Annotated in this window: 27 protein-coding genes and 1 pseudogene; 11 read left to right on the top strand and 17 right to left on the bottom strand. The window is 70.3% G+C overall.

What is annotated here, in order from left to right; translation table 11 throughout:
- From lpxA to rpsB, 13 genes and pseudogenes are all read right to left on the bottom strand, one after another.
- Nucleotides 1-801, bottom strand: a complete 801-nt coding sequence (gene lpxA / locus QM699_RS14185; RefSeq protein ID WP_415011736.1) for an acyl-ACP--UDP-N-acetylglucosamine O-acyltransferase — start codon at nucleotides 799-801, stop codon at nucleotides 1-3.
- A 3-nt stretch (nucleotides 802-804) separates the two neighbouring features.
- The gene (fabZ, locus tag QM699_RS14190; protein WP_415011737.1) at nucleotides 805-1,290 is read right to left on the bottom strand and encodes a 3-hydroxyacyl-ACP dehydratase FabZ; all 486 of its coding nucleotides are present in this window, start codon (nucleotides 1,288-1,290) and stop codon (nucleotides 805-807) included.
- Nucleotides 1,291-1,294: 4 nt separating this feature from the next.
- Nucleotides 1,295-2,008: an OmpH family outer membrane protein gene (locus QM699_RS14195; protein WP_415011738.1), complete on the bottom strand. Its 714-nt coding sequence runs from the start codon at nucleotides 2,006-2,008 to the stop codon at nucleotides 1,295-1,297.
- Between the two features lies 1 nt (nucleotide 2,009).
- Nucleotides 2,010-2,717 carry a BamA/TamA family outer membrane protein gene (locus tag QM699_RS14200; RefSeq protein ID WP_415011739.1) on the bottom strand — a complete coding sequence of 236 codons (708 nt, stop codon included), beginning with the start codon at nucleotides 2,715-2,717 and terminating at the stop codon, nucleotides 2,010-2,012.
- Between the two features lie 85 nt (nucleotides 2,718-2,802).
- Nucleotides 2,803-4,359 (bottom strand): annotated as a pseudogene (bamA, locus tag QM699_RS14205) (outer membrane protein assembly factor BamA); the annotation flags it as partial.
- 46 nt (nucleotides 4,360-4,405) lie between these two features.
- Entirely contained in the window at nucleotides 4,406-5,749 is a 1,344-nt protein-coding gene (gene rseP / locus QM699_RS14210; protein WP_415011740.1) for an RIP metalloprotease RseP, read from the bottom strand.
- A 2-nt stretch (nucleotides 5,750-5,751) separates the two neighbouring features.
- Complete coding sequence (gene dxr / locus QM699_RS14215) at nucleotides 5,752-6,936, bottom strand: 1-deoxy-D-xylulose-5-phosphate reductoisomerase (protein WP_415011741.1); 1,185 nt, start codon at nucleotides 6,934-6,936, stop codon at nucleotides 5,752-5,754.
- Entirely contained in the window at nucleotides 6,936-7,754 is an 819-nt protein-coding gene (locus QM699_RS14220; RefSeq protein ID WP_415011742.1) for a phosphatidate cytidylyltransferase, read from the bottom strand. Before QM699_RS14220 ends, dxr begins: the two co-directional genes overlap by 1 nt.
- Nucleotides 7,751-8,482 (bottom strand): polyprenyl diphosphate synthase, encoded by a 732-nt coding sequence (gene uppS, locus QM699_RS14225; protein ID WP_415011743.1) that lies wholly within the window; start codon nucleotides 8,480-8,482, stop codon nucleotides 7,751-7,753. The genes QM699_RS14220 and uppS overlap by 4 nt, the downstream gene beginning before the upstream one ends.
- 48 nt (nucleotides 8,483-8,530) lie before the next feature.
- The gene (gene frr, locus QM699_RS14230; protein WP_415011744.1) at nucleotides 8,531-9,091 is read right to left on the bottom strand and encodes a ribosome recycling factor; all 561 of its coding nucleotides are present in this window, start codon (nucleotides 9,089-9,091) and stop codon (nucleotides 8,531-8,533) included.
- Nucleotides 9,092-9,120: 29 nt separating this feature from the next.
- Nucleotides 9,121-9,873, bottom strand: a complete 753-nt coding sequence (pyrH, locus tag QM699_RS14235; protein ID WP_415011745.1) for a UMP kinase — start codon at nucleotides 9,871-9,873, stop codon at nucleotides 9,121-9,123.
- Between the two features lie 113 nt (nucleotides 9,874-9,986).
- Nucleotides 9,987-10,883, bottom strand: coding sequence for a translation elongation factor Ts (gene tsf / locus QM699_RS14240; RefSeq protein WP_415011746.1), 897 nt, complete (start codon nucleotides 10,881-10,883; stop codon nucleotides 9,987-9,989).
- An 80-nt stretch (nucleotides 10,884-10,963) separates the two neighbouring features.
- Nucleotides 10,964-11,731, bottom strand: coding sequence for a 30S ribosomal protein S2 (gene rpsB, locus QM699_RS14245; protein WP_415011747.1), 768 nt, complete (start codon nucleotides 11,729-11,731; stop codon nucleotides 10,964-10,966).
- A 254-nt stretch (nucleotides 11,732-11,985) separates the two neighbouring features.
- On the opposite strand from rpsB, the gene QM699_RS14250 reads away from it, so the two are divergent.
- Nucleotides 11,986-12,561, top strand: a complete 576-nt coding sequence (locus QM699_RS14250; RefSeq protein WP_415011748.1) for a hypothetical protein — start codon at nucleotides 11,986-11,988, stop codon at nucleotides 12,559-12,561.
- A 148-nt stretch (nucleotides 12,562-12,709) separates the two neighbouring features.
- On the opposite strand, the gene QM699_RS14255 is transcribed toward QM699_RS14250, so the two are convergent.
- Nucleotides 12,710-14,527: an extracellular solute-binding protein gene (locus tag QM699_RS14255; RefSeq protein ID WP_415011749.1), complete on the bottom strand. Its 1,818-nt coding sequence runs from the start codon at nucleotides 14,525-14,527 to the stop codon at nucleotides 12,710-12,712.
- 658 nt (nucleotides 14,528-15,185) lie between these two features.
- On the opposite strand from QM699_RS14255, the gene QM699_RS14260 reads away from it, so the two are divergent.
- The 7 genes from QM699_RS14260 to QM699_RS14290 all read left to right on the top strand — a co-directional run bounded on the left by QM699_RS14260 (nucleotide 15,186) and on the right by QM699_RS14290 (nucleotide 20,803).
- Nucleotides 15,186-15,389, top strand: a complete 204-nt coding sequence (locus QM699_RS14260) for a hypothetical protein (protein WP_415011750.1) — start codon at nucleotides 15,186-15,188, stop codon at nucleotides 15,387-15,389.
- A 137-nt stretch (nucleotides 15,390-15,526) separates the two neighbouring features.
- Nucleotides 15,527-16,183 (top strand): potassium channel family protein, encoded by a 657-nt coding sequence (locus tag QM699_RS14265; RefSeq protein ID WP_415011751.1) that lies wholly within the window; start codon nucleotides 15,527-15,529, stop codon nucleotides 16,181-16,183.
- Between the two features lie 18 nt (nucleotides 16,184-16,201).
- Complete coding sequence (locus QM699_RS14270) at nucleotides 16,202-17,548, top strand: TrkH family potassium uptake protein (RefSeq protein WP_415011752.1); 1,347 nt, start codon at nucleotides 16,202-16,204, stop codon at nucleotides 17,546-17,548.
- Nucleotides 17,549-17,672: 124 nt separating this feature from the next.
- Nucleotides 17,673-18,455: a signal peptidase I gene (gene lepB / locus QM699_RS14275; protein ID WP_415011753.1), complete on the top strand. Its 783-nt coding sequence runs from the start codon at nucleotides 17,673-17,675 to the stop codon at nucleotides 18,453-18,455.
- Entirely contained in the window at nucleotides 18,452-19,132 is a 681-nt protein-coding gene (gene rnc / locus QM699_RS14280; RefSeq protein WP_415011754.1) for a ribonuclease III, read from the top strand. Before lepB ends, rnc begins: the two co-directional genes overlap by 4 nt.
- Nucleotides 19,133-19,556: 424 nt before the next feature.
- Nucleotides 19,557-20,477, top strand: a complete 921-nt coding sequence (era, locus tag QM699_RS14285) for a GTPase Era (protein WP_415011755.1) — start codon at nucleotides 19,557-19,559, stop codon at nucleotides 20,475-20,477.
- Nucleotides 20,474-20,803 carry a DUF1491 family protein gene (locus QM699_RS14290; RefSeq protein WP_415011756.1) on the top strand — a complete coding sequence of 110 codons (330 nt, stop codon included), beginning with the start codon at nucleotides 20,474-20,476 and terminating at the stop codon, nucleotides 20,801-20,803. Before era ends, QM699_RS14290 begins: the two co-directional genes overlap by 4 nt.
- Here the strand turns inward: QM699_RS14290 and QM699_RS14295 are convergent.
- Nucleotides 20,800-21,375 carry a histidine phosphatase family protein gene (locus QM699_RS14295; RefSeq protein WP_415011757.1) on the bottom strand — a complete coding sequence of 192 codons (576 nt, stop codon included), beginning with the start codon at nucleotides 21,373-21,375 and terminating at the stop codon, nucleotides 20,800-20,802. The two genes, QM699_RS14290 and QM699_RS14295, sit on opposite strands and share 4 nt — an antisense overlap.
- A gap of 62 nt (nucleotides 21,376-21,437) precedes the next feature.
- Here QM699_RS14295 and recO point away from each other — a divergent pair, with 62 nt between their 5' ends.
- Nucleotides 21,438-22,166, top strand: a complete 729-nt coding sequence (recO, locus tag QM699_RS14300; protein ID WP_415011758.1) for a DNA repair protein RecO — start codon at nucleotides 21,438-21,440, stop codon at nucleotides 22,164-22,166.
- Here recO and QM699_RS14305 read toward each other — a convergent pair.
- Together QM699_RS14305 and QM699_RS14310 are read right to left on the bottom strand one after the other, a co-directional pair.
- Nucleotides 22,163-22,924, bottom strand: coding sequence for an ABC transporter permease (locus QM699_RS14305; protein ID WP_415011759.1), 762 nt, complete (start codon nucleotides 22,922-22,924; stop codon nucleotides 22,163-22,165). The genes recO and QM699_RS14305 overlap by 4 nt on opposite strands.
- A complete protein-coding gene (locus tag QM699_RS14310; RefSeq protein WP_415011760.1) occupies nucleotides 22,921-23,847 on the bottom strand; it encodes an ABC transporter ATP-binding protein in 927 nt (308 codons plus the stop codon). The genes QM699_RS14305 and QM699_RS14310 overlap by 4 nt, the downstream gene beginning before the upstream one ends.
- Nucleotides 23,848-23,944: 97 nt before the next feature.
- Between QM699_RS14310 and QM699_RS14315 the strand changes: the two genes are divergently transcribed.
- Both QM699_RS14315 and QM699_RS14320 read left to right on the top strand, forming a co-directional pair.
- Nucleotides 23,945-25,180, top strand: a complete 1,236-nt coding sequence (locus QM699_RS14315) for an RSP_2647 family RNA methyltransferase (RefSeq protein ID WP_415011761.1) — start codon at nucleotides 23,945-23,947, stop codon at nucleotides 25,178-25,180.
- Entirely contained in the window at nucleotides 25,180-25,722 is a 543-nt protein-coding gene (locus tag QM699_RS14320; protein ID WP_415011762.1) for an RSP_2648 family PIN domain-containing protein, read from the top strand. Before QM699_RS14315 ends, QM699_RS14320 begins: the two co-directional genes overlap by 1 nt.
- Nucleotides 25,723-25,724 lie beyond the last annotated feature (2 nt).

The following is a 25,724-nucleotide window of genomic DNA, read 5'->3' on the forward strand; positions in this document are numbered from 1 at the left end:
TCAGGCGGGCGTGGTAAAGCTGCGCGCGCTCTCGGTGGTGACGAAGCGGGCGACCTCCTCGACGAGCGGATTGCCGACGTGCTTCGCCGCCACCCGCGCCACGCGCTCCTGCAGGTTGCCCTCGCCGTCGAACATCTCGGCGAAGGCGCTGCGGAGCCCGTGGATTTCCGCCCGCTCCGCCCCGCGCCGCTTCAGTCCGACGAGGTTCAGGCCGGCGAGATGCGCGCGCTCGCCCATCACCGAGCCATAGGGGATCACGTCGGCGACCACGCCGGCCATGCCGCCGATCATCGCGCCCCGGCCGATCCGTACGAACTGATGCACCGCGGCGAGCCCGCCCACCACGACGTTGTCCTCGATCACCACGTGGCCGCCGAGCGTGGCGTTGTTCGCCATGATGACGTTGCTGCCGATGATGCAGTCGTGCGCCACGTGCGTCGCCATCATGAACAGGTTGCCGTCGCCGATGCGGGTGATGCCGCCCCCTGCCCCGGTGCCGGGGTTCATCGTGGTGTGCTCGCGGATCGAGTTGCGCGCCCCGATGACGAGCTCCACGTCCTCGCCATGGAATTTCAGGTCCTGCGGGACGTGGCCGATGGAGGCGAACGGGAAGATCCGCGTGGCCTCGCCGACGCTCGTGCGGCCGGCGACCGCGACGTGGCTTTCCAGCACCACGTTCGGGCCGAGCGTCACCCGGGGGCCGACGACGCAGTACGGGCCGATCCGCACGCCCGGCCCGATCTCGGCGCCGTCCGCGATGATCGCCGTCGGGTGGATCTCGGCGGTGGAGTCGATCGCCATGGCTCAGCCCTTCGCCTTCGCTTCGTCCTTGGACAGGATCATTGCCGCGAACTCCGCCTCGGCACAGATCGTGTCGCCGACCCGGGCCTCGCCGGTGAACTTCCAGATCTTGCCCCGCCCGCGCGCCACGGTGACGTGCAGCTCCAGCACGTCGCCCGGCACCACCGCCTTGCGGAACTTCGCGTTGTCGATCGACATGAAGTAGACGAGCAGATCCTGGTCGATCAGGTCCAGCGTCTCGACCACCAGCACGGCAGAGGTCTGCGCCATCGCCTCGACGATCATCACGCCCGGCATCACCGGCAGGACGGGGAAGTGTCCCTGGAAGTGCGGTTCGTTGACGGTGACGTTCTTCAGGCCGATGGCAAAGCGGTTGACCTCGATGTTCACCACCTTGTCGATCATCAGGAACGGATAGCGGTGCGGGATCATCCGCTGGATCCTGGTCACGTCCGCCTGGGGCAGGCTCGGGTCGATCGCGAGCGCCATGTGGTCAGTTTCCTCCCTGTTCTTCCGCGGCCGGGTCGGACGGCACCGTCGCGGGTGCCGCCGGGGCCGTCGCCTCGGGCGCGCGGGCGTCGATCTCGGCGATGACCGCCTGGGTGATGTTGAGCGACTGGTCGGCGAGAAGCACGCTTGCCTCGTCGAAGATCGCCCGCGCCCCGTAGCGGTCCATCAGCGACACGAGCACCGGGGCGACCTGAGCGTAGAATTGCCGGCGGCGCTGGTCAAACTCCTGCGCCAGCTGCGCGGCGCGACTGTCTTGATCGCGGCGCGCCTGCACCACGCGCGCGTCGAACGCGTCCGACAGCTTGCGGAACTCCTCTGCCGGCAGCGTCGGCCGTTGGTCGGTCAGGCGGCGCTCCTCGTCCTCGAACGACTTGTCGAGCGCCCGCGCCTCGGAGCGCAGGGCATCGCGCTGCCGGTCCTCCTCGGCAAGGATCGCCTGCCCGGACCGGGAGTCGGTGAGCAGGCGCTCCTGGTTGATGAACAGGAAAGGCAGCGGCGTGCCCGGCTCGGGGGTCGTCACCTGCGCCGGCGACAGGCCGAAGTCCGGCCGGACAGCCGGCACGGCGGTGGGCGGCACGGTGGGCGCCGGGCGCGCCAGCGGGCCGTCGTCGTCGTCCTGCGCCACGGCGGCCGTGCCGAACAGCATCAGCGCGACAACCAGCGCCGGAGCCGCCGGCCGACCGATCGGCCGCGGCATGTCAGAACCGGGTCTGCAGCGTGAAGCGGAACCGCTCGGTCTCGTCGTAGTCTTCCTTCTGGATCGGGAAGGCGTAGTTGAACCGCAGCGGCGCGAACGCGGTGTCGATGAACAGGCTGATGCCCACCGACGAGCGCATGTGGAAGGCGTCGTCCACCGTGCCCATGCTGCCCGCCGTGTTGTCGAGCAGCCAGAGCGAACCGGCATCCGCAAACACGCCGCCGTAGATGCCGTACTGCTCCGGCAGGCCGAGCGGGAAGCTCGCGTCGAGGCGCAGCACGCTGTAGGCGTTGCCGCCCAGCCCCTCGTTGACGTCTTCGTCGTCCGGTCCCCGCACGCACGCGCCGGCGTCGCAGAAGTCGCGCGGGCCGAGGCCGTTGCGAGCGAAGCCGCGGAAGCTGTCGCCGCCGGTGGTGAAGCGGTCGGTGATCCGGGTGCCGTCGGTCGCGTAGATATAGCCGCCCTCGAGCTCGGCGGAGAGCACGACGGCTTCCTCGAACAGGCTCTTGTAGAGCTTCGCGTTGCCCTGGGTCTTGGTGTACCGCGTGTCGCCGCCGAGGCCGGCAAACTCCTGCGTCAGCGTCAGGATGAAGCCCGCGGTCGGATCGACCACCGAATTCCGCCGGTCGTAGGCATAGGTGAAGCCCACCGCGGAGGTGATCATCGCCCCCTGCTCGTCCCGGATGATCTGCGACGAGCTGTCGAGCACGTTGTAGATCTCGTCGTCGGAGATTCTGGTAATTCACCGTCAGGCGGCCGTTCTCGCTGAGCGGGAAGCCGATCTTCGGCTCGAAGCCGATGCTCTTGGTCTGGAACGACTGCTCGTTGAAGTCGCGCTTGCGGAAATAGATGTTGAACCCGGCCAGCAGGTCGCGGTCGAAGAGCGCCGGCTCGAAGAAGCCGAACTCCAGGTTGCCGAACTGGCTCGAACCGGAGAACGAGGCGGTGACGGTTTGGCCGCGGCCGAGGAAGTTGCGCTCCGCGATGCTGATCTGCGCCGACAGGCCCTCGCCCGAGGAGAAGGCGCCGCCCAGAGTCAGGCTGCCGGTCGGCTGCTCCTCGACGGCCACGTCGATCACCGCCTTGCCGGGCTCGGAGCCCTGCTTCACGTCGATCTTGGCGGTCTTGAAGAACTGCAGCCCCTCGATGCGGTTCTGGGCGTCGCGGACCTCGCGGGCGTTGAACGCGTCGCCCTCGACCACATGGAACTGCCGCCGGATCACCCGGTCGAGGGTGCGGTCGTTGCCGTGGATGTCGATACGCTCGATGAACACCCGATCGCCTTCGACCACCTGGAAGTTGATGTCGACGGTGTGGGTGGCCGGGTTCTTCGTCACCTGCGGCCGGATCTCGACGAAGGCATAGCCCTGCTGCCCGGCCTGGTAGTTCATGCGCTGGACGACGCGGTCCACCTGCTTGACGTTGTAGACGCCGCCCCCCGTCACCTCCGACAGGAACGGCTGGAACTCGGTCGCGGGCAGGCCGGGGATCGACGAGCTGACCGACATCTTGCCGAAGTTGTACTGCTCGCCCTCGCTGACGCTGAACGACAGGAAAAAGCCGTTGCGCTCGCGGGCGATGTCCGCGGTGGAGGACAGGACCTGAAAGTCGATGTAGCCGCGCTGCAGGTAGAACTGCCGCAGCATCTCCTTGTCGACTTCCATCCGGTCGGCGTCATAGCTGACATTGCCGAACAGCCAGGACAGCCAGTTGGTCTGGCCGCTCTGGATCGCCCGGCGCAGCTGCCGGTCGGAATACGCCTCGTTGCCGATGAAGTTGATGCGCTGGACGTTGGTCGGCCGGCCTTCCTCGATCTCGAACACCAGGTCGACGCGGTTTTCCGACTGGCGGATGATGACCGGGTTCACCGTCGCGCCATAGCGGCCGGCCTTCTGGTAGGCATCGACGATGCGCTGCGCGTCGGCCTCGGCCGCGACGACGGAGTAGGCGAGCCGCGGGCGCAGCTGGACCACTTCGTTCAGCTTGTCGTCGTCGAGGCTGTCGTTCCCCTCGAAGGCGATCCGGTTGATCGTCGGGTTTTCCTTGACGGTGATGACGAGGCGCCCGGCCTCCGGCATCACGTCGACGCTCTCGAACAGCCCGGTGTCGTAGAGCTTGCGGACGGCGAGGTTGATCTGTTCGGGCGTGACCGGCTTGCCCGGCTCGATGCCGGCGAACACCCGCACCGTGTCGGCCTCGATGCGCTGGTTGCCGGCGACGTCGACGCGGCTGAACACCGCCGTCCCCTGCGCCAGCGCCGATGAGGGCGCAAAGGCGAGCGCGAGGCTCGCCAGCAAGACGATGACCGGGATCACTCGGGAGAATCCCCGAATCCACTGACGCTGCACCATCGGCGGCTTGCCCCTCTGCCCGCGGGGCGGTTCGCCGCCCCTTTTCTCAACTCACCATTCGCATGATGTCGTTGTAGGTAGCGAATACCATCAGCAGCAGGATCAAGCCAAGACCAATCGACATCGCCACCTGCATGACGGCCGGGCTTGGTGGCCGTCCGCGCACAGCCTCGATGCAGAACCCCACGAAATGCCCGCCGTCGAGCACCGGGATCGGGAAGAGGTTCAGCAGGCCGATCGCCGTCGAGATGATCCCGATCAGCCCGATGAAGTCCGCGAGCCCCTGGCTGGCGGTCTCGCCGGAGATCTGCGCGATGCCGAGCGGCCCCTGCAGATTGTTCGCGCCGATCGCGCCGGTCAGGATGCTCTTCAGCCCGAACAGCGACTGGCTGATGATCATCACCATGCGCTCCGCCCCGTAGGCCAGCGCCGTCCACGGTGCCGGGGTGACGGTCGCGGGCATGTAGAGCGAGGCGCCGGCAACGCCGATCATCACCCGCTTCTCGAAACCACCGTCGGCCGCCTCGGCGTCGCGCTCGACCGGCGTGATCGGCAGCACCACCCGGACGCCGCCGCGCCAGACCTCGAGCGGAATGCTGCGCCCGCCCGAGGCGAGCACCATCTGCCGCAGATCCTCGAACGAAGCGAGCGGCTTGCCGTCGGCCTTCAGGATCACGTCCCCGGCCTTCAGCCCCGCGGCGCTCGCCGGCGACAGCGGTTCGACCCCCTGCACCAGCGGCGGCAGCGGCCACGGCGCCGCCACGTCGAGCGTGCCGCCGTCCCGCTCGACCGTCACCCGGATCGGCCCCGGCGCCGGCATCTTCAACGCGATCGCCAGCATGTCGCCAAACGCCGCCACCGGCTCGCCGTTCACCGCCAGCACCACGTCGCCCGGACGCAGCGTCTGTTCGGTCTGCGGCAGCGTGGCGATCGAGCCGATCGTCGGCCGCTCGGTCGGCACCCCCTGCCAGGTGACGAGCCCGGCGAAGACCACGATGGTCAGCAGGAAGTTGAACGCCGGCCCGGCCAGCACGGTCAGCATCCGCCGCCAGACCGCCGCGCCGTGGAAGCTCTCGGCCCGCTCCGCCGCGGTCATCCGCTCGATCGCCCTGGCATCGGTCCGCGAGCCCGCGTCCGCATCGCCGACGAACTTGACGTAACCGCCGAGCGGCAGCGCCGCGAGCTGCCAGAGCGTGCCGCGCCGATCGCGCCGCGACCAGATCACCGGCCCGAAGCCGATCGAGAACACCTCAGACCGGATCCCGCACCAGCGCGCGACGATGTAGTGGCCGAACTCGTGGACGAACACCACGATGCCGAGCACCACCACGAAGGGGATGACGGTCGAGAGGAAGCCGCCGAAGACGGGGATGCTCGCAAGGGTGTCCATGGTCAGTTTCCGCTGAAGGCCGCGACCCACAGGCCGGCGAGGCGGCGCGCCTCGGCATCGGCCGCCGTCACTGCGTCGAGATCATAGCCCGGCCCCTCGGCGGCGGCCGCGGGCCCGGCAGTTTCGAGGACATGCTCCACGAGCACAGCCATATCAAGAAATCCGATCGCGCGCATCAGGAACGCGTCGAGCGCCGCCTCCTTGGCGGCGTTGAACACCGCCCCGGCCAGCCCGCCCATCGCCATCACCTCGCGCGCCAGCCGCAGCGCCGGGAACCGGACCGGGTCGGACGGCTGGAAGTCCAGCCGGCCGAGTGCCGCGAAATCCAGCCGGTCGAGCGGCAGGCGCCGCCGCTCCGGCCAGTTCAGCGCAAACCCGATCGGCCCGCGCATGTCCGACGGCCCGAGGTGCGCCATGATCGACCCGTCGCGAAATCCGACCATCGAATGCACGATCGACTGCGGATGCACGACGACCTCGATCGCGTCCGGCGCCACCTCGAACAGCGCCCGCGCCTCGATCACCTCCAGCGCCTTGTTGAACATGGTGGCGCTGTCGATCGAGATGCGCACCCCCATGCTCCAGTTCGGATGCGCCTTGGCCTGCTCGGGCGTCGCGAACGCCATCTTCTCGGTGGTCCAGTCGCGGAACGGCCCGCCCGAGGCGGTCAGGATGATCCGCTCCACCGCATCGGCCGCCTCGCCGCGCAGCGCCTGAAAGATGGCGCTGTGCTCGCTGTCGACCGGCAGCAGGTCGGTGCCGCACGCCGCGCACGTCCGCCGCAGCAGATCCCCGGCACAGACCAGGCTTTCCTTGTTGGCGAGCGCCAGCACCCCGCCGTGCTCGGCCAGCCGCAGGCCGGGCGCGAGGCCCGCGACGCCCACGATCGCCGACATGCCCCAGTCCACCGGCTCGGCGGCGGCGTCGACCAGCGCCCCCTGCCCCGCCGCCGCCTCGATGCCCGAGCCGGCGAGCTCCGCGCGCAGCGCCCCGAGCCGGCCCTCGTCCGCCGTCACCGCGATCCGCGCGCCCAGCGCCTTCGCCTGCTCGGCCAGCAGCGCGACGTTCTCCGCCCCGGAGAGCGCGACGACCTCGAACGCCTCCGGGCCGCCCGCCGCCTGCAGCAGCGAGACGGTGTTCTGCCCGACCGATCCGGTCGACCCGAAGATGCTGACCCGGCGCCGCATCAGTGCCCGATCGCGCCCATGCCGAGGCTGTGGCAGATCGCAAAGAACCAGATGCCGCCCACGATGCCGTCGAGCCGGTCCATCACCCCGCCGTGCCCCGGGATGAGCCGGCTCGAATCCTTCACCCCGAACCGCCGCTTCACCGCGGACTCGAGCAGGTCGCCGAGCTGCGAGCAGACCGCGATCCCGAGGCTGAGCAGCCCGACCCGCACCGGCGACCAGCCGACCGCGAGCCCGAAGGCGAGCCCCGTCGCGCCGGCGAAGATCAGCCCGCCGACCGCGCCCGACCAGGTCTTGCCGGGGCTGACCGCCGGCCAGAGCTTCTTGCCGCCCACCCGCCGGCCGACGAAATACGCCCCGACGTCGGCCGCCACCACCACGAGCACCAGCCAGAGGATGAGCATCACCCCCTCCGGCTCGCGGTTGCGGAAGACGAGCAGGGCGCCCATGCCGAGCGTCATGTAGAGAAAACCCGCGACCAGCCAGCCACGCCGGGCCGCGCCCACCAGCGCCACCAGCGCCGCGCCGACCGCCAGCGTGCCGAGCCCGGTCGGAGTGCCCCAGCGCACCGTCGCGATCACCGCGACGACACCCGCGACGCACGGCACCAGCAGGGACGGGTCGGCCAGCGCCTGCGAGCCGGTGGCCATGCGGTGGAATTCCCAGATCATCAGCACCAGCGCGAGGCAGATGAATGCCGCGGCCCATGCCCCACCGGCCCAGAGGTTGAGCAACGCCAGTACGGCAAGGACGAGCCCAGACGCGACCCGCAGGCCGAGATCCGCGAAACGGACCGGCCGCGGCGGCACCTCGCTCATTGTGCGACGGCGCCGAACCGTCGCTCGCGCTTGCCGAAGCCGCGCACCTGCGCCGCGAACATCTCCGCGGTGAAGTCGGGCCAGCGGGTATCGACGAACGAGAACTCGGAATAGGCTGCCTGCCACGGCAGGAACCCGGAAACCCGGTACTCGCCCGACGTGCGCAGCACGAGGTCGGGGTCGGGCAGGCCGGCGGTGTCGAGATGATCCTCGATCGTCTCGGGCGTGATGTCCTCGGCGCGCAGCGCGCCGGTGCGCACCGCCTCGGCGACACGGCGGGTTGCGCGCAGGATCTCGTCGCGGCCGCCGTAGTTGATCGCGACCGTCAGGTGCAGCTGCTCGTTGGTCCGCGTCTGCGCCTCCAGCCCGGCCATCAGCGCCTGCAGGTCGGCGTCAAGCCGCTCGCGCCCGCCGATGAAGCGCACGCGCACCCCTTCGGCGACCAGCCGGGCGCCCTCCTTCTTGATGTAGCGCCGGAACAGCCGCATCAGCCCGATCACCTCGAGCTCCGGCCGCTTCCAGTTCTCGGTGGAGAACGCGAACAGCGTCAGGTGCGTGATCGCGAGATCGGGGCAGCTCTCGACGATCTCGCGCACCCGCTCGGCGCCGCGCTTGTGTCCAGCGAGACGCGGCAGCCCGCGGCTCGAGGCCCAGCGGCCGTTGCCGTCCATGATGATGGCGACGTGGCTCGGACCGGGCGCGGTCGTCGGAGCTTCCTTGCTGAACATCGCGTAAACTACCACCTCGTACCCTGGCCGGAACTCCCGCGCCGTCTGTCAGACCTGCATGATTTCGTCTTGCTTCGCACCGAGCGCGCCGTCGATCTTCTTGATCGCCGCGTCGGTCAGCTCCTGAATCTCGTCGTGCCAGAGCTTCTCGTCATCCTCGGCCATGCCGGCGGCCTTGGCCTTCTTCAGCTGGTCCATGCCATCGCGCCGCACGTTCCTGACCGCGACCCGGGCATGTTCGGCGTACTGGCCCGCCACCTTCGCGAGATCGCGGCGGCGCTCCTCGTTCAGCTCCGGGATCGGCAGGCGCAGGATGGTGCCGTCCATCTGCGGGTTGATCCCGAGGCCGGAATTGCGGATGGCCTTGTCGACGGCATTCACCATCGACTTGTCCCACACGTTGACCAGCACCATCCGCGGCTCGGGCACCGTGATGGTGCCGAGCTGGTTGATCGGCATGCTGGAGCCATATGCGTCGACCGTCACCGGATCGAGCATCGAGGCCGAGGCCCGGCCGGTGCGCAGCGAGGCGAACTCGTTGCGCAGCGCGCCGAGCGCCCCGTCCATGCGCTTCTCCAGCGCATCCATGTCGATCTCGAGCTCAGACATCTCCGCCTCCTTCGCCGGCCCCGCCATCGTCAGCTGGGCTCGACCGTGGTGAAGCGGCCCTTGCCCTGCACGATCCCGGCGAGCCCGTTGGGCTCGTCCAGCGCGAAGACGACGATGGGCAGCGCATTGTCGCGCGCGAGCGCGATGGCGGCGGCATCCATCACCTTGAGGTTCTTCATCAGGACCTGATCATAGCTGATACGGTCGTACCGGCGGGCCGCCGGGTTCTTCTTGGGGTCGCTGTCATATACCCCGTCGACCTGCGTGCCCTTGAACAGCGCCTCGCAGGACATTTCCGACGCGCGCAGCGTCGCCGCGGTGTCGGTGGTGAAATACGGGTTGCCGGTGCCGGCGGCGAAGATCACCACGCGGCCCTTCTCCAGATGCCGCACGGCGCGGCGGCGGATGTAGGGCTCGCACACCTGGTCCATGGGAATCGCCGAGACGACTCGGGTGTTGATCCCGAGGTTCTCGATCGCCGACTGCATCGCGAGGGCGTTCATCACCGTCGCGAGCATGCCCATGTAGTCGGCCGTGGTACGTTCCATCCCCTGGGCGCTGCCCTGCAGCCCGCGGAAGATGTTGCCGCCGCCGATCACCATGGCGATCTCGACGCCGAGGCCGTAGAGCGCCTCGACCTCGCGGGCGATGCGCTCTACCGTCGGCGGATGCAGCCCGAACTGCCCCGGCCCCATCAGCGCCTCGCCCGAGATCTTCAGGAGGATGCGCTTGTATGCGGGACGGGGGACCGATGCTGCCATGGTTGCGACGCCGTCGGTCATGCCTTCGTCCCTGCTGTCTGGATCGCGCGCCAAAATGGCGGAATTCGGATACGCGCGCAACGGCTATTCCCGCAGCGCACGACGACCGGCCCGAGCGGGCCGGTCGGGAGCCGTCAGCGGCCGGCGGTCTTCGCCACCTCGGCGGCGAAGTCCTCGGTTTCCTTCTCGATCCCGTCGCCCACCGCGAGCCGCGCGAAGCCGAGAACCTCGACGCCCGCGTCCTTCGCCGCCTGGCCGACGGTGATGTCGGGATTGATGACGAACTTCTGGTTCAGAAGCGTCACCTCCTCGAGGAACTTCTTCATCCGCCCGGGGATGATGTTGTTGTGAATCACCGCCTCGGGCTTCGGCTTCGACGCGGTGGCGTTCTCCTCGAGCGCCTTCTGCGTCTGCACCTCGCGCTCGCGCTCCAGCACGGCGGCATCGAGGTCGGCCTCGCTCAGCGACTGCGGCGCCGCGGCGGCGACGTGCATGGCGATCTGCTTGCCGATGCCGTTGTCCGCGCCCTTGAGCGCGACCAGCACGCCGATCTTGCCGAGGTTGTCGGCGACCGCGTTGTGGACATAGGATGCCACGCTGTCGCCCTCGACCGCGACCATGCGGCGCAGGTGCAGGTTCTCGCCGATCGTGACGATCTTCTCGGTCACCGTCTCCTCGACGGTCTTCTCGCCGAGCTTCGCGCCCTTCAGCGACTCGATGTCGGAGACGCCGGTGGCGACCTCGGCGATCGCGCGCACGACGGCCTGGAAATCGGAGTTGCGCGCCACGAAGTCGGTCTCGGAGTTCACCTCGACCGCCACGCCGACGCCGCCCTTCACCGCGACGCCGATCAGGCCCTCCGCGGCGGTGCGGCCCGACTTCTTCGCGGCCTTGGCGAGGCCCTTGGTGCGCAGCCAGTCGATGGCCGCTTCCATGTCGCCGTTCGTCTCGGTCAGCGCCTTCTTGGCGTCCATCATGCCGGCGCCGGACGCATCGCGCAGTTCCTTCACCATCGCGGCAGTGATCGACATGGCAATCTCCTCAAGGCTCGAAAAACGGAAATGCGGCCCCCTTCTTGCCCGGGGGCCGCGACAGGAACGTGACGGCGGGATCAGGCGTCGGCTTCGTCGGCCGCCAGCTCCTCGAGCGGCGCCTCGTCGAGGCCGCCGATGTCGACGCCGGCCGCACCCATCTGGGCGGCCATGCCGTCGAGCGCCGCGCGGGCGATCAGGTCGCAGTAGAGCGTGATGGCGCGGGCCGCGTCATCATTGCCCGGGATCGGATAGTCGATGCCATCCGGCGACGAGTTCGAATCGAGCACCGCGATCACCGGGATGCCGAGCTTGCGCGCCTCGGCGATCGCCAGGTCTTCCTTGTTGGTGTCGATGACGAAGATCAGGTCCGGCGTGCCGCCCATCTCGCGGATGCCGCCGAGCGACTGCTGCAGCTTCGCCTGCTCGCGCTCGAGACCGAGCCGCTCCTTCTTCGTCAGGCCGCCAGCGCCGGACGCCAGCTTCTCGTCGATGTTCTTCAGCCGGCTGATCGACTGGGAGACGGTCTTCCAGTTGGTCAGCGTGCCGCCGAGCCAGCGGTGGTTCATGTAGTACTGCGCCGAGCGCTCAGCCGCGTCGGCCACAGCCTTCTGCGCCTGCCGCTTGGTGCCGACGAACAGGATGCGCCCGCCCTTCGACACGGTCTGCTGCACCGCGTGCAGCGCCTGGTCGAGCAGCGGCACGGTCTGCGTCAGGTCGATGATGTGGATGCCGTTGCGGTCGCCGTAGATGTACGGCCCCATGCGCGGGTTCCAGCGGTGGGTCTGGTGGCCGAAGTGGACACCGGCCTCGAGAAGCTGGCGCAGGGAGAATTCGGGCAGAGCCATGGCCTGCAGTTTCCTTTCCGGTTTCGCCTCGGCGGGGAGAAGAGCCTTCCGGCCCAACCGGGTGGACCCTCGGGGATGTCTCCCCCGGGAGCCGCGACCCCGCCTGTGGATTTGAGTGGCGCGCATCTAGTCGGTTTCCCGCGGCAATGCAAGCCGAGAGTGCGCGACGGTCCGCGCCCCCGGGTTGACGCTCGGGCCGGGCACGCCGAAAAGGGCGGCGCGCCCGAGCCGGGCGGAGCAGGGGGCGGAACCACATGAGCGTGCCGGACGACATCGACCAGCTCCTGAACACCCCGGCCGAGGCGCTGCGCCCGCCGGCGCCCGCCCGCCCGAGCCTCTGGAAGCGCGAGTTCCCCTATCTCCTCATCCTCGTCCTCGCCGCCGGCGGCGCCGGCTGGGTCAGCCTCACGCGCGAGCCGATCGTGCGCTACTGGGATGTGGTTGCCATCGTCGTCGCGGCCGTCGGCATCATCGAGGGCTGGGCCGATGCCGGCGAGCGCGGCGGCCGCTGGCGGCTGATCTGGACGCAGGCCGCGCACTGGGGCGCCTTCCTCATCGCGATGAACCTCGTCTTCCTGCCGAGCATGCAGGCGGTGCTGACCACCGACGCGCTGAGCCTGACCGTGCTGCTGCTCCTCGCGCTCGGCACGTTCGTCTCGGGGATCCACACCGACTCGCCGCTGATGGCCGCGAACGGCGTCTTCATGGGCCTCTGCGTCCCGGCGATCGCCTGGCTCGACCAGACGGCGCTGATCGCCACGCTGGTGATCGTCGTGCTCGCCGCCGGCGCCGGCCTCTTCTTCTGGCTGCGCCGCCGCTACCTGGGCTGAGGGCCCACCGTCCCGGCACCGCGCGAACAGGTCGGGACGCGGGAGATAGAGACGGATTTGACGAGCGGCAAATCCGCCCGCGTCTGTCCCTCCGGGCGGGCGGCGAAACGACCCGCCAGGCCGACCCGTCCGAGTTTCGAACAGGCTGTCAGTCCCCCTGCCACCACACCTCGGGCAGCCAGCCGATCCAGTCGCCGTAGACCGGAATGTGCGCCGGGTGATGCAGGTCGGCCTTGTGCGCCACGAGTGCGCGGTCGGCGTACCAGACCGGGATCACATAGCGCCCCGTCGTCAGCACCCGGTCGAGCGCCTGCACCGCCGCGGTGAACTCCGCCGGGTCCCGCGTCGCCAGCATGTCGTCGATCATCGCCTCCACCGCCGGGCTGTCCACGCCGGCATAGTTGCGCGACCCCGGCGTCCTCGCCCCGTCGCGCCCCCAGTAGAGCATCTGCTCGTTGCCGGGCGAAAGCGACTGGTTCCAGGCGTTGACGATGACATCGTAGTCGTAGTCGTTCTTGCGCAGATTGTACTGCGCCGCGTCGACCGTCTCGACGTGCATCGTGATCCCGAGCGGGCGCAGCGCGGCGGCGAAGATGTTGGCCACCGCCTCGCTCTGCCCGGCCGACAGCATCCCGGCCTGTGCGCTCGACAGCATCACGGTGAACTCGAAAGGCACGCCCTCGGCGTTCTGCAGCACGCCGTCGCGCACCGTCCAGCCGGCCGCCTCGAGCTGCGCCCGGGCGATCCGCAGGTTGCCCCGGTTGCGCGCCCCGTCCGACACCGGCAGCGCATAGGCGTCGAGCGCGTCCGGCGTCAGGTCGGCCGCGAACGGTTCGAGCAGCGCGCGCACCCGCCCCTCGGCCGGCCCGTCGCCCATCGCGAGGCGCGAGTTGCCGAAGTAGCTCGGCCGCCGCGGCAGGGCGCCGCCGGTCTGGGTCTGGTTGATGAACTCGAAGTCGAAGGCGTGCAGGAGGGCATCGCGCACCCGCCAGTCCGCAAAGATCGGCCGGCGGGTGTTGAGGACGAACCCCTCCATCCCGGACGGCCGGCCGTTCGGGATTTCCTCCTGCACCACCTCGCCGTCGCGGGCGGCCGGAAAGCCATAGTCCGTCCGCCACCGCGCCGCGCTGGTCTCGCGATAGACCGACAGCTGCCCGGCGGTGAACGCCTGGAACATCACGCCGCTGTCGAGGTAGAACTCGTAGCGGATGGCATCGAAGTTGTTCACGCCCCGGTTGATGGGCAGGTCGCGCCCCCAGTAGTCGGGATTGCGCACGAACGTGATCGAGCGTCCCGGCTCGAATGTCCCAACGGTATAGGCCCCCGACCCGACCGGCACGCGCAGGCTCGACGCGGCAAAATCCACCCCGTCCCAGTCCGCCTTCTTCAGGATCGGGCGCAGACCGATGACCAGCGGCAGCTCCGCATCCGGCGCGTCGAAGGTGAACCGCACACCCCGATCGCCCACTTTCTCGACCTTGGCCACCTTTTTCCAGGCATTGGAATACTTTGGCAGCCCCTGTTCAGCCATTGTCTGCATCGACCAGATCACATCGTCGACCGTCACCGGGCTGCCGTCCGAAAACCGCGCCTCCGGCCGGAGGGCGAACTCGACCCAGGACCGATCCTCAGGCGTCTCGATCGATTCGGCCAACAGCCCATAGAGACCAAAGGGCTCGTCCCAGTTCCGCGCCATCAGCGTCTCGAAGACGTGACTCTGCATCCCCGAGGGCGCGTGCCCCTTCAGGATGTAGGGGTTCAGGGAGTCAAAGCTGCCCGCCTCGCCGAAAACGATCGTCCCGCCCTTCGGCGCTTCCGGATCGGCATACGGCAACGATACAAAATCCGGTGGCAGGGACGGGGCTCCGTACATAGCTATGCCATGCGTCGGCTCCGCCACCACCCCGGTGACCGGCGCCAACCCCGCCACGAGCGCCAGGGCGAGCGCCCGGAACCACCGTGTCATCTCTGTCACAACCTCGCCCGCGTTAACCGTGTTCCCCCTAAACCACGCCGCGCGGGGGTTTCACACAGATTTTTGGCTTGGCGATAGGCCTTTGATTTTGTATAAGGGTTTCACTGCTCGATAGGTTTCTTGCCTGTATGAAACCTGCCTCAACGACTTGGCGCCCTCCTCGTGAGGGCGTCTTTTTTTGTCCCTCACGTTCCTCCGAGTTGTTGCAGCCGTTGAGCGGGAACCGCCAAGGTCTTCATTGACCACGCATAACCCGGCCGTGACGCGGAACCCCGCATTTCGCGACACACACACGCTCCCGCGACGACCGAAATCCTCAAGGTTCCATTGCCTTGCGCGAAGCAACTCACCTCTCGCCTTTGCCGGGAGCCCCGCATTGCGACGGGCGCAGGGTGGTCGGGAACAGCCGCGCCGCAAAACCCGCGACTCACGCCCCGCTCTCTGGCCGATCCGCCCGCCGCGCCGGCCCTCGGACGGTGACGGCTGGCCCACTTTTAGGTCAATCTGCCTGTCCTTTTGGCAAGCGATCGCCCTTTCGCGCGGCTGCGGCGACATCCCGAGGCGGCTCCGGGACTCGCTCCGTCCGTGCAAGCCAGGATTTCCCGGCACGAGGGGCACATCCGCCGCTCACAGTCCGGGATTGTCAGAAATGATTGAGCTGTTGATCGCCGCCTGCCTTTCCACAGGCCCATGCCAGGACTTTCGCCCCCTCCGTGACGCCCGCGAGGTGTCGCTGCTGACCTGCATGACCGCCGGTCAGCCGCAGGTCGCCAGCTGGCAGCAGGCGCATCCGCTCTGGCAGGTGCGCCGCTGGCAGTGCGGCATCCCCGATCCGACGACCGCCCGGCTCTGAAGGCCGGGACGTTCCGCGCCGGGGGGGCAACCCGGCCGAGCCTCCCCGCCGGCCGCCGAGCCAGCCGCCGGAACCGCTGCACCCGCGTTGACAGCCGCAACCCGCCCGGTATCGTCGGGCCGGATGCGGAGGCACGGGTGGCGGAGAGGAAGAACAGCTTCGCGGTGATCGGCCTCGGCGCCTTCGGCAGCACGGTCGCGGTCGAGCTTGCCCGCCTCGGTGCCTATGTCCTCGGCGTCGACCTCGACGACCGCCGGGTCGCCCGCGTCGCCGACCAGCTCGCCGAGGCGAAGATCCTCGACGCCACCGACGAGACCGCCCTGCGCGAGGCAGGCTTCGACCGCTACGGCGCGGTGCTGGTCGCGATCGGCGAGAGCCTCGAGGCGTCGATCCTCGCCACCCTCAACGCCCGCCTCGTCGGCTGCCGCACCGTGTGGGTCAAGGCCCGCGACAAGACCCATCACCGCATCCTCAGCCGCCTCGGCGTCGACCGGGTGATCCTGCCCGAGATCGAGATGGGCCAGCACGTCGCGCAGATGCTGCACAATCCGCTGGTGCGCGACTACGCCAGCCTCGGCAACGGCTTCTTCGCCATGAGCCTCGATGTGCCGGCACCCCTCGACGGCCGCCGCATCGCCAGCCTCGATCTCGCCCGCCATGGCCTCCGGGCGCTCGCCCTGATGCGCGGCACGAAGGCGCTCGACCTCGCCGACGATCCGGTGCTGGCGCGCGAGGACCACCTCGTGCTGCTCGGCCGCGACAGCGACCTGCGGAGGTTCGGCGACGCGCTCTGAGCGCGCGCGCCCCGCGCCATGGCCATCCCGCTCCGCCAGCTCCTCGGCAAGCTCGTGCTCCGGCTCCCGCCGCCGCTGGTGCTCGCCGTCTTCAACATCGTGCTCGCCCTCGCCGCCACCCCGGTGCTGATGCTGCCGGCCGCCCAGACATCTCCGTTCTCCTGGGGCGACGCGCTCTTCACCGCGCTCGCCGCCGTCACCGTCACCGGCCTCGGCGTCATCAGCCTGCCCGAGCACCTCTCGACCTTCGGCTATGTCGTCATTCTCGTGCTGATCCAGCTCGGCGGCCTCGGCCTGATGACCTTCGCCGTGCTGGTGCTCTCGGCCTTCGGCCTGCCCATCGGCCTCACCCATTCCGCCTATCTCAAGGAAGACCTGAACCAGACCTCGGTCCGCCGGGTGATCGCGCTCCTCGCGGTCATCCTGCGCGTGGTGATCGGCTGCGAGCTGGCCGGCACGCTGCTCCTCGCCTTTGTCTTCGTCCCGGCCTTCGGCCTCGGCGCCGGCCTGTGGCACGCGGCCTTCCATGCGGTCTCGGCCTTCATGAATGCCGGCTACTCGTCGCTGCCGGGCGGCCTCGCGCCGTTCCAGACCCGGCCCCTCGTCACGCTCGCCGTGCCCGCGCTCGTCATCATCGGCGGTCTCGGCTACGGCGTGCTGACCGAGATCGTCACGCTGCGCAGCTGGCCGCGCCTGTCGCTGCACGCGAAGCTCATGCTGGTCGGCACCGTGGCGCTCATCGGGCTCAGCGTCGCGCTGTTCGCCGGGCTCGAATGGTCCAATCCGCGCACCCTCGGCCAGTTCGACGGCTGGGGCGAGAAGCTCGCCGTCGCGTGGTTCCAGGGGGTGAACCCGCGCACCGCCGGCTTCACCACCCTCGACGTCGCCGGGCTCGAGGACAGCACCACCTCGCTGTTCATGGGACTGATGATCGTCGGCGCCGGCCCCACCTCCACCGGCGGCGGCATCAAGGTGACGACGGTCATGGTGATGCTGCTCGCCACCGTCGCCTTCTTCCGCCGCCAGACCGAGCTGCACGCCTTCGGCCGCTCCATCGGCCTCGAGGAGGTGCTGAAGGTGATGGCGCTGACCGCGATCAGCCTCGGGGTGATCTTCCTCACCACCTTCCTGCTCACCCTGACGCATCAGGGGGCGTTCCTCGACATCGCCTTCGAGGTGGCGAGCGCCTTCGGCACCACCGGCCTCTCCCGCGGCCTGACGCCCCAGCTCGACGGCTTCGGCCGCGCGGTCATCATGGCGGTGATGTTCCTCGGCCGCGTCGGCCCGCTGACGCTCGGCTTCTTCCTCGCGACGCGGGTCCAGCCGCGGGTGCGCTATCCGGCGGCGCAGGTCTTCCTCGGCTGACGACTGCCGCGGGGCCGGCCGCCGCGGGCCGGCTGCCACGGGAGCTTGCCTTGACAGCATAGGGGGCAGGCGCGACAAGGCCGCTCAGCCCAAGCGGCGCTGCAGCAGCACGGACGGATCCTGAATGGCGACGAAGACCAAGGCCAAGGGCGGGTTTCTGGAACTCGTCAAGACGATCGTCTATGCGCTGCTGCTCGCCGGCGTCATCCGCACCCTGTTCTTCCAGCCGTTCTGGATCCCCTCGGGCTCGATGAAGCCGACGCTGCTGATCGGCGACTTCCTCTTCGTCAACAAGATGGCCTACGGCTATTCCCGCTATTCCTGCCCGTTCGCCATGTGCCCGATCGACGGCCGCCTCCTCGGCCGCGAACCGAAGCGCGGCGACGTGGTGGTGTTCCGCCACCCGACCAACGGCACCGACTACATCAAGCGGCTGATCGGCCTGCCCGGCGACACGATCCAGATGCAGGACGGCGTCCTCTTCCTCAACGGCGTCGCGGTGCCCCAGGCCCAGGACGGCACCTTCACCGAGGTGAACGAGCCGCAGGGGCCGATGGCGAGCCCGCCGCGCTGCAAGAACCAGCCCGCGCCCGGTGGCGACTGCGAGGCGGACCAGCTGATGGAGGCCCTGCCCGGCGGCCCGGAGCACCTGATCCTCAACCTCGAGAACGGCTTCGGCGACAACACGCCGGTCTTCACCGTGCCCGAAGGCGAGTTCTTCTTCATGGGCGACAACCGCGACAACTCGATGGACTCGCGCTTCCCGCGCTCGGCCGGCGGCGTCGGCTTCGTGCCGTTCGAGAACCTGATCGGCCGCGCCGACCGGATCATCTTCTCGTCCGGCGGCTCGTCCATGCTCGCGTTCTGGACCTGGCGGCCCGACCGCTTCCTGAAGGCGATCCATTGAAGCCCGGCCGCGCGGTCGAGGAGGTCGCCGCCCGGCTCGGCCACAGCTTCGCGCGGCCCGAGCTTCTGGTCGAGGCGCTGACCCACCCCTCGCTCGCGACGGCCAGTCACAACCAGCGGCTGGAATTCCTCGGCGACCGCGTGCTCGGCCTCGTCATTGCCGAGGCGCTGCTCGCCGCCGACCCGAAGGCGCAGGAGGGCGCGCTCGCCACGCAGCTGAACGCGCTGGTCCGCAAGGAGACCTGCGCCGAGATCGCCGCCGAGCTCGGGCTCGGCGCCGGGCTTCGCATGGGCCGGTCGGAGATGCTGACCGGCGGCCGCAAGAAGATGGCGCTGCTCGGCGACGCGATGGAGGCGGTGATCGCCGCGGTCTATCTCGATGCCGGCTACGACGCCGCCCGCCGCCTCGTGCTCTCCGCCTGGGGGCCGCGGATCGCCAGCGCCCACGTGATCGCGCGCGACGCCAAGACCGCGCTGCAGGAATGGGCGCAGGCGCGCGGCCTGCCGCCGCCCGAGTACGTCGACATCTCCCGCGATGGTCCCGACCACGCGCCGCTCTTCCGCGTCGCCGCCCGTCTCGCCGATGGCCGCGACGCCGAGGGCGAGGCCGCCTCGAAGCGCGCGGCGCAACAGGCCGCGGCCGAGGCGCTGCTGGTCGCGGTAGAGGGCGGGGCGTGAATTTCCGCACTGGGGCATTGTGCGCTCCGGGGCAAACTCCCCGCCGCCCGCAGTTTGCAACGCTGACGCCAGACGGATTTGTCCGTCGACAAATCCGTCCGCGTCTGCCCCTGCGGGGGGCAGGCGCGTTGCCGCGCCAGCCGGGGCAGCCACGGCCGGATTGGTGCTTTTCCGCAGAAATTTCCACCCCTGACGGCTTCCGCGCGTCCCGCGCTCCCTGCCGTTGGCGCGGCGAAAGCAGTGCTTTCGCTTGTCGCGCCGAGGCTCGCGGGCAAGCCCGCTTCGGCCGCTTGGCGCCTCCCAGTACAGGGCGACGTCACGGCAGGAGACCCTCAGGATCTGGCCTCCTCAACTTCGACGCATTAACCGCCCCTTCCCGCATGAAGTCCCCCCGTTCCGCCCCCAGCCGCTTCGGAGCCCGCCCGTGACCGCCCCTGACCCCCGCTGCGGCATCATTGCGCTGATCGGCGAACCCAACGCCGGCAAGTCCACGCTGCTGAACCGCATGGTCGGCGCCAAGGTCTCGATCGTCACCCACAAGGTCCAGACCACGCGCACCCGCGTCCGCGGCATCGCGCTGAAGGGCCCGGCACAGCTCGTCTTCGTCGACACGCCCGGCCTCTTCCGCCCGCGTCGCCGCCTCGACCGCGCCATGGTCAAGGCCGCCTGGGGCGGCGCCGCCGACGCCGACGTCACCCTGCTCCTCGTCGAGGCCCACCGCGGCATCACCGATGGCGTGCGCTCGATCCTCAACTCGCTCGCGACCCAGCTGCCGCCGAACCGCACCGTGGCGCTCGCCATCAACAAGATCGACCGGGTGCAGGCCGAGACCCTGCTCGCCCTCTCCGCCGAGCTGAACGCCCTGCGCGCCTTCGCCGCCACGTTCATGATCTCCGCCGAACGCGGCTACGGCGTCGACGACCTGATGGAATGGCTGGCCGAGCAGGTGCCCGCCGGCCCGTGGCTCTACCCCGAGGACCAGATCGCCGACCTGCCCCTGCGCCTCCTCGCCGCCGAGACGACGCGCGAGAAGCTGACCCTGCGCCTGCATCAGGAACTGCCCTACGAGCTGACCGTCGAGACCGAGAAGTGGGAGGATCGCAAGGACGGCTCCGTCCGCATCGACCAGATCGTCTATGTCGCCCGCGACGGCCACAAGGGCATCACCCTCGGGCCGAAGGGCACCACGATCAAGGCCGTCGGGCAGGCCGCCCGCGCCGAGATCGCCGCGTTCCTCGGCCGCGAGGTGCACCTGTTCCTGACGGTCAAGGTCCGCCCCGGCTGGCTGGAAGAGCGCGAGCGCTACGGCGAGATCGGCCTCGACTTCTCCGACGGCGAGCCGTGACGCGCCTCACCGCCGAATTCTGGGTCGCCGCCTACCTTGCCCGCCTGCGCCTCGCCGAGATCCCGGCCTTCGTCGTCGCCCGGGGCGACGCCACCGCCGGCGCCGTCGTCGTCAAGGCGAACCGCCTCGACGGCACGGCCGCCGCCTTCGCCCGCAGCTGGGACGCCGCCGGTGCCCGGGTCTGGACGCCCATCGCCGACGGCCCCGACGCCGAGGTCGAGGCCGCGCTCACCCGCCAGCGCCGCTTCGACCCCGACCTCTGGATCGTCGAGGTCGAGGACCGGCAGGGGCGCACCCTGCTCAGCGAACCGGGCCTCGCGGATTAACCTCGCGACGCGATCTCCCGCCAGCCGTGGAGTGCGGCGAGATCCGGCAGCCGCGCCCGCCAGAAATGCCCCTGGAACGGCTGGTCCCACTGCCGCCCGATCGCCGCCCCTTCGAGCGCGGCGAGCAGCAGCGCCCCCACCGCCCCGTGCGCCACGACGGCGAGATCACCCGCCTCATGCCCGGCCACGATCCGGCGGACGGCGGCGCTGACCCGCGCCTGCGCATCCACCGCCCGCTCCCAGCCGCGCACGCTCTCCTCCGGTCGGGCGAAGAAGGCGTCCGCCGTGCGCTCGAACTCGGCCGGCGGCAGGAACCCCGTCGCGCTCCGGTCGTTCTCCCCGAGCCCCGGCTCCACCGCCACGCCGAGCCCGAGGCGTGCGGCGACGATCCCCGCCGTCTCGATCGCCTTGGTCTCGGCGCTCGCCCAGACCACCGAGACCCCGTCCGCGACGCCACTTTCCGCGAAGACGCGCGCCCGCGCGATTCCGGCGGACGAGAGATGCCACCGCGCGACCGGCTGCCCGGGGTCCATCACGACCTCCGGGTGGGTGATGAAGAGAAGCTCCGCCATGGGCCGCCACGCTAAAGGCAGCACGCCTCGCCCTCAAGCCCGCGACAGGCTATGGAAGCGCCATGGACTGGCGCGACGAAGGCATCCTCATCTCCGCCCGCCGCCACGGCGAAAGCGCCGCCATCGTCGAGCTGCTGACCCGGGCCCACGGCCGCCACGCCGGGGTCGTGCGCGGCGGCGCCGGCCGTCGGCTCGCGCCGGTCCTGCAACCGGGCGCCCGCCTCGCCGTCGACTGGTCGGCCCGGCTCGAGGAGCACCTCGGCAGCTTCCGCGTCGAGCCGCTCGCCCCCGTCCCCGCCGCGCTGATGGCCGACGGCGCCGCGCTCGCGACCCTCGCCTCCGTCGCCGCGCTGCTCGGCGCCACCCTCCCCGAGCGCGACCCGCACCCGGACCTGCACGCCCGGACCTGCGCGCTGGTGGAGGCCCTCGGGCGCGCGCCGGACTGGCCCGCCCGCTATGCCGCGTGGGAACTCGGCCTGCTCGCGGAACTGGGCTTCGGCCTCGACCTCGCCCGCTGCGCGCTCACCGGCGCGACGGACGACCTCGCCTTCGTCTCGCCGCAGACCGGCCGCGCCGCCAGCCGAACCGCCGCCGCCCCCTGGGCCGACCGCCTGCTGCCGCTGCCGGCGTTCCTGCGCGACGGCTGGGACGCCCCGCCCCCGGCGTCGGAGGTGGCCGCCGCCCTCGCCCTCACCGGCCACTTCCTCGACGCCCGCGTCGCGCCGGGACTGCCGCGCGAGACCCTGCCCGCCGCCCGCGCCCGCGCCCTCGACGCGATCCGCCGCCGCTAGCTCCTGATCCGCCAGCCGGTGCGGAAGATCCACCAGATCGCCAGCAGGCACAGCCCGGTGAAGAGCCCGATCGCCGCGAGGCTGAAGCCGACGCTCACGTCCGCCATCCCGAAGAACGACCAGCGAAAGCCGGAGATGAGGTAGACCACCGGATTGAACAGCGTGATCGTCTGCCAGACCGGCGGCAGCATCGAGATCGAGTAGAACGCGCCTCCGAGGAACACCAGCGGGTTGATGACCAGAAGCGGCACCAGCTGCAGCTGCTCGAAGTTCTTCGCCCAGATGCCGATGATGAAGCCGAAGAGCGAGAAGCTGACGCAGGTCAGCACCAGAAAGCCCAGCGCCGCCAGGGGATGATTGACCGGCAGCGTCACGAACAGGTTCGCCGTGAGGTAGATGACGAGCCCGATCATCAGCGACTTCGTTGCCGCCGCCCCGACGTAGCCGACCACCACCTCGAGGAACGACACCGGCGCGGACAGCACCTCGTAGATCGTGCCGATGAACTTCGGGAAGTAGATACCGAACGAAGCGTTGGAGATCGACTGCATCAGCACGGTCAGCATGATGAGGCCCGGCACGATGAACGCGCCGTAGGCCACGCCGTCGACCGTGTCGATCCGCGAGCCGATCGCGGTGCCGAACACCACGAAATAGAGCGAGGTGGAGATGATCGGCGCCACCAGGCTCTGCACCAGCGTGCGGAACGTGCGCGACATCTCCGAGCGGTAGATCGTCCAGATCGCGCGCCAGTTCATGCTTCTTCCTTCACGAGGCCGACGAAGATGTCCTCGAGCGAGTTCTGCCGGGTCTGCAGGTCGCGCAGCACCAGCCCCGCCTCCGACAGCGCGCTCAGGAGCGAGACGATCCCCGTCCGCTCCGCCGCCCGGTCGTAGGCATAGGTGAGCGTGCGCCCGTCGTCGCCGCGCTCGAGGCCGAACGCCGCGAGCGCCTCCGGGACCGCCTCGACCGGGCTCTGCAGCTCGATCACCAGTTCCTTGCGACCCATCCGCTGCATCAGGCGGTCCTTCTCCTCGACCAGCAGGATCTGGCCGCCGTTGATGACGGCGACCCGGTCGGCGATCTCCTCCGCCTCCTCGATGTAGTGCGTGGTCAGGATGATCGTCACGCCCTCGGCGCGCAGCGCGGCCACCACCTCCCACATCGACTTGCGCAGCTCGACGTCGACGCCCGCGGTCGGCTCGTCGAGGAACAGCACCCGCGGCCGGTGCGACAGCGCCTTGGCGATCAGCACCCGGCGCTTCATGCCGCCGGACAGCTCCTTGGTCATCGCGTCGCGCTTGTCCCAGAGCGAGAGCTGCTTCAGCAGCCGCTCGATGTAGGACTCGTCCGGCGGCGCGCCGAACAGGCCGCGGCTGAACCGCGCGGTGACGGCGACCTTGGTGAAGGGCTCCAGCGTGATCTCCTGCGGCACGAGGCCGATCAGCTTGCGGCTGGCGCGGTAGTCGGTGACGACATCGTGCCCGGCCACCGTGACCCGGCCCGAGGTCGGGCGGGTGATGCCGCAGATCGTCGAGATCAGCGTGGTCTTGCCCGCGCCGTTCGGCCCGAGCAGCGCCAGGATCTCGCCCTGCTCGATCGCGAGGTCGACGCCCTTCAGCGCCTCGAAGCCGCTGTCGTAGACCTTGCGCAGGTTCTCGACCGAAACGATCGCTGCCATGCTCGTGCCTCCCATGCCGCGCCTCATCTAGCAGCGGCGGCGGCGAGGGCAAATGCCGCCGCTCGACATTTCCCCGCCGCTCGGGCAGGACGCCTCCATGAGCGACGCCCCCGACCTTCCCGACGAGACCCCCGAGCCCCCCTCCGGTGCCGACGCGCGCCGCGCCGTCGTGCGCCTGCGCCCCGACCGGCGCCGCCGCGGCCTCGGGCCGTGGGCCTACGCCGACGAGGTGGTGCTCGACCGGCGCACCCGGGCGATCGCCCCGGGCTCGGTCGTGACGGTGGAGGACGCCGAGCGCCGGCCGCTCGCCACCGCGGCGTTCAACCCGGCCTCGAAGATCGCGCTGCGCCGGCTCGACGCCGATCCGGCGGCCGAGATCGGCCGCGACTGGTTCGCGGGCCGGCTGCGCCGCGCGCTGGCCCTGCGCGAGACGATGTTCGACGCGCCGTTCTATCGCCTTGTCCACGCCGAGGGCGACGGACTGCCCGGGGTGGTCATCGACCGCTTCGGCGAGGCCGCGGTCATCCAGCCGAATGCCGCCTGGGCCGACGCCCGGCTCGACGAGCTGGTGGCGGCGCTGGTGGATGTCACCGGCATCGCCACGGTGGTGAAGAACGCCGCCGGCCGGGCACGCAGCCTCGAAGGGCTCGACGATGCCTCGGGCGTGCTCACCGGCGCGCTCGACGGGCCGGTGGCGGTGCCGATGAACGGGGCGACCTATCTCGCCGACCTGACCGGCGGCCAGAAGACCGGCCTGTTCTACGACCAGCGGCCGAACCACGCCTTTGCCGCGCGGCTCGGCCGCGGGCGGAGCGTGCTCGACGTCTTCGCCCATGTCGGCGGCTTCGGCCTCGCCGCACTGGCGGCCGGGGCAAGCTCGGTGCTCGCCGTCGATGGCTCCGCCCCGGCACTGGCGCTCGCCGAGCAGGGCGCGGTGGCGGGCGGGGTCGCCGGGCGGTTCACCACGCAGAAGGCCGACGCGTTCGACGCGATGGCGGGCCTCGCGGCCGAGGGACGCCGCTTCGGCCTCGTCGTCTGCGACCCGCCGGCCTTCGCGCCGGCCAAGGCGGCGCTCGATGCCGGGCTGCGCGCCTACGAGCGGGTCGCCCGGCTCGGGGCGGCGCTGACCGAGGCGGACGGCTTTCTCGTCCTCTGCTCGTGCAGCCACGCCGCCGACCTCGCGAAGTTCCGCGAGGCGAGCCTGCGCGGGGTGGCGAAGGCCGGGCGGCAGGCGCAGGTGCTGCATGTCGGCAGCGCCGGGCCCGATCATCCGGTCCACGCCGATCTGGCCGAGACGAGCTATCTCAAGGCGCTGTTCCTGCGGCTCGACTGATGCGGGTGCTGCTCGACGCCTGCGTGCTGTTCCCGACGGTGCTGCGCGAGGTCCTGCTCGGCGCGGCGGCGGCGGGCGGCTTCGAGCCGGTCTGGTCGGCGCGTCTGCTGGAGGAATGGGCGCGCGCAACCCGCCGCCTGCCGCCGGGCGCGGAGGCGGTGGCCCGGGCCGAGATCGCGGTGCTGCGCGACCGCTGGCCAGCGGCGGAGGTGGCGGTGCCCGAGGATCTGGTCGCCAGCCTGTCGCTTCCCGACCCGGACGACCGGCACGTGCTGGCCGCGGCGATCGCCGGCGGCGCCGGGGTGCTGATGACGCGGAACCGCGCCGATTTCCCCACCCGGACCCTCGGACGGCACGGCGTGCTGCTGCGCGAGCCGGACGGCTTTCTCGTGGAGCTGGCCGGCGAGGGGATCGGCCTCGGCAGTGTGGCCGAGGCGGTGCGCGAGCGGGCCGAGGCGGCGTCCGGCCGGCCGCAGGCGCTGCGCCCGCTCCTGAAGCGGGCGGGCCTGCCCCGGCTGGGGAAGGCGCTCGGCGCAGGGTGAGG

The sequence above is a fragment of the Amaricoccus sp. genome (assembly GCF_047602525.1).
In the GTDB taxonomy this organism is placed as follows: domain Bacteria; phylum Pseudomonadota; class Alphaproteobacteria; order Rhodobacterales; family Rhodobacteraceae; genus Amaricoccus.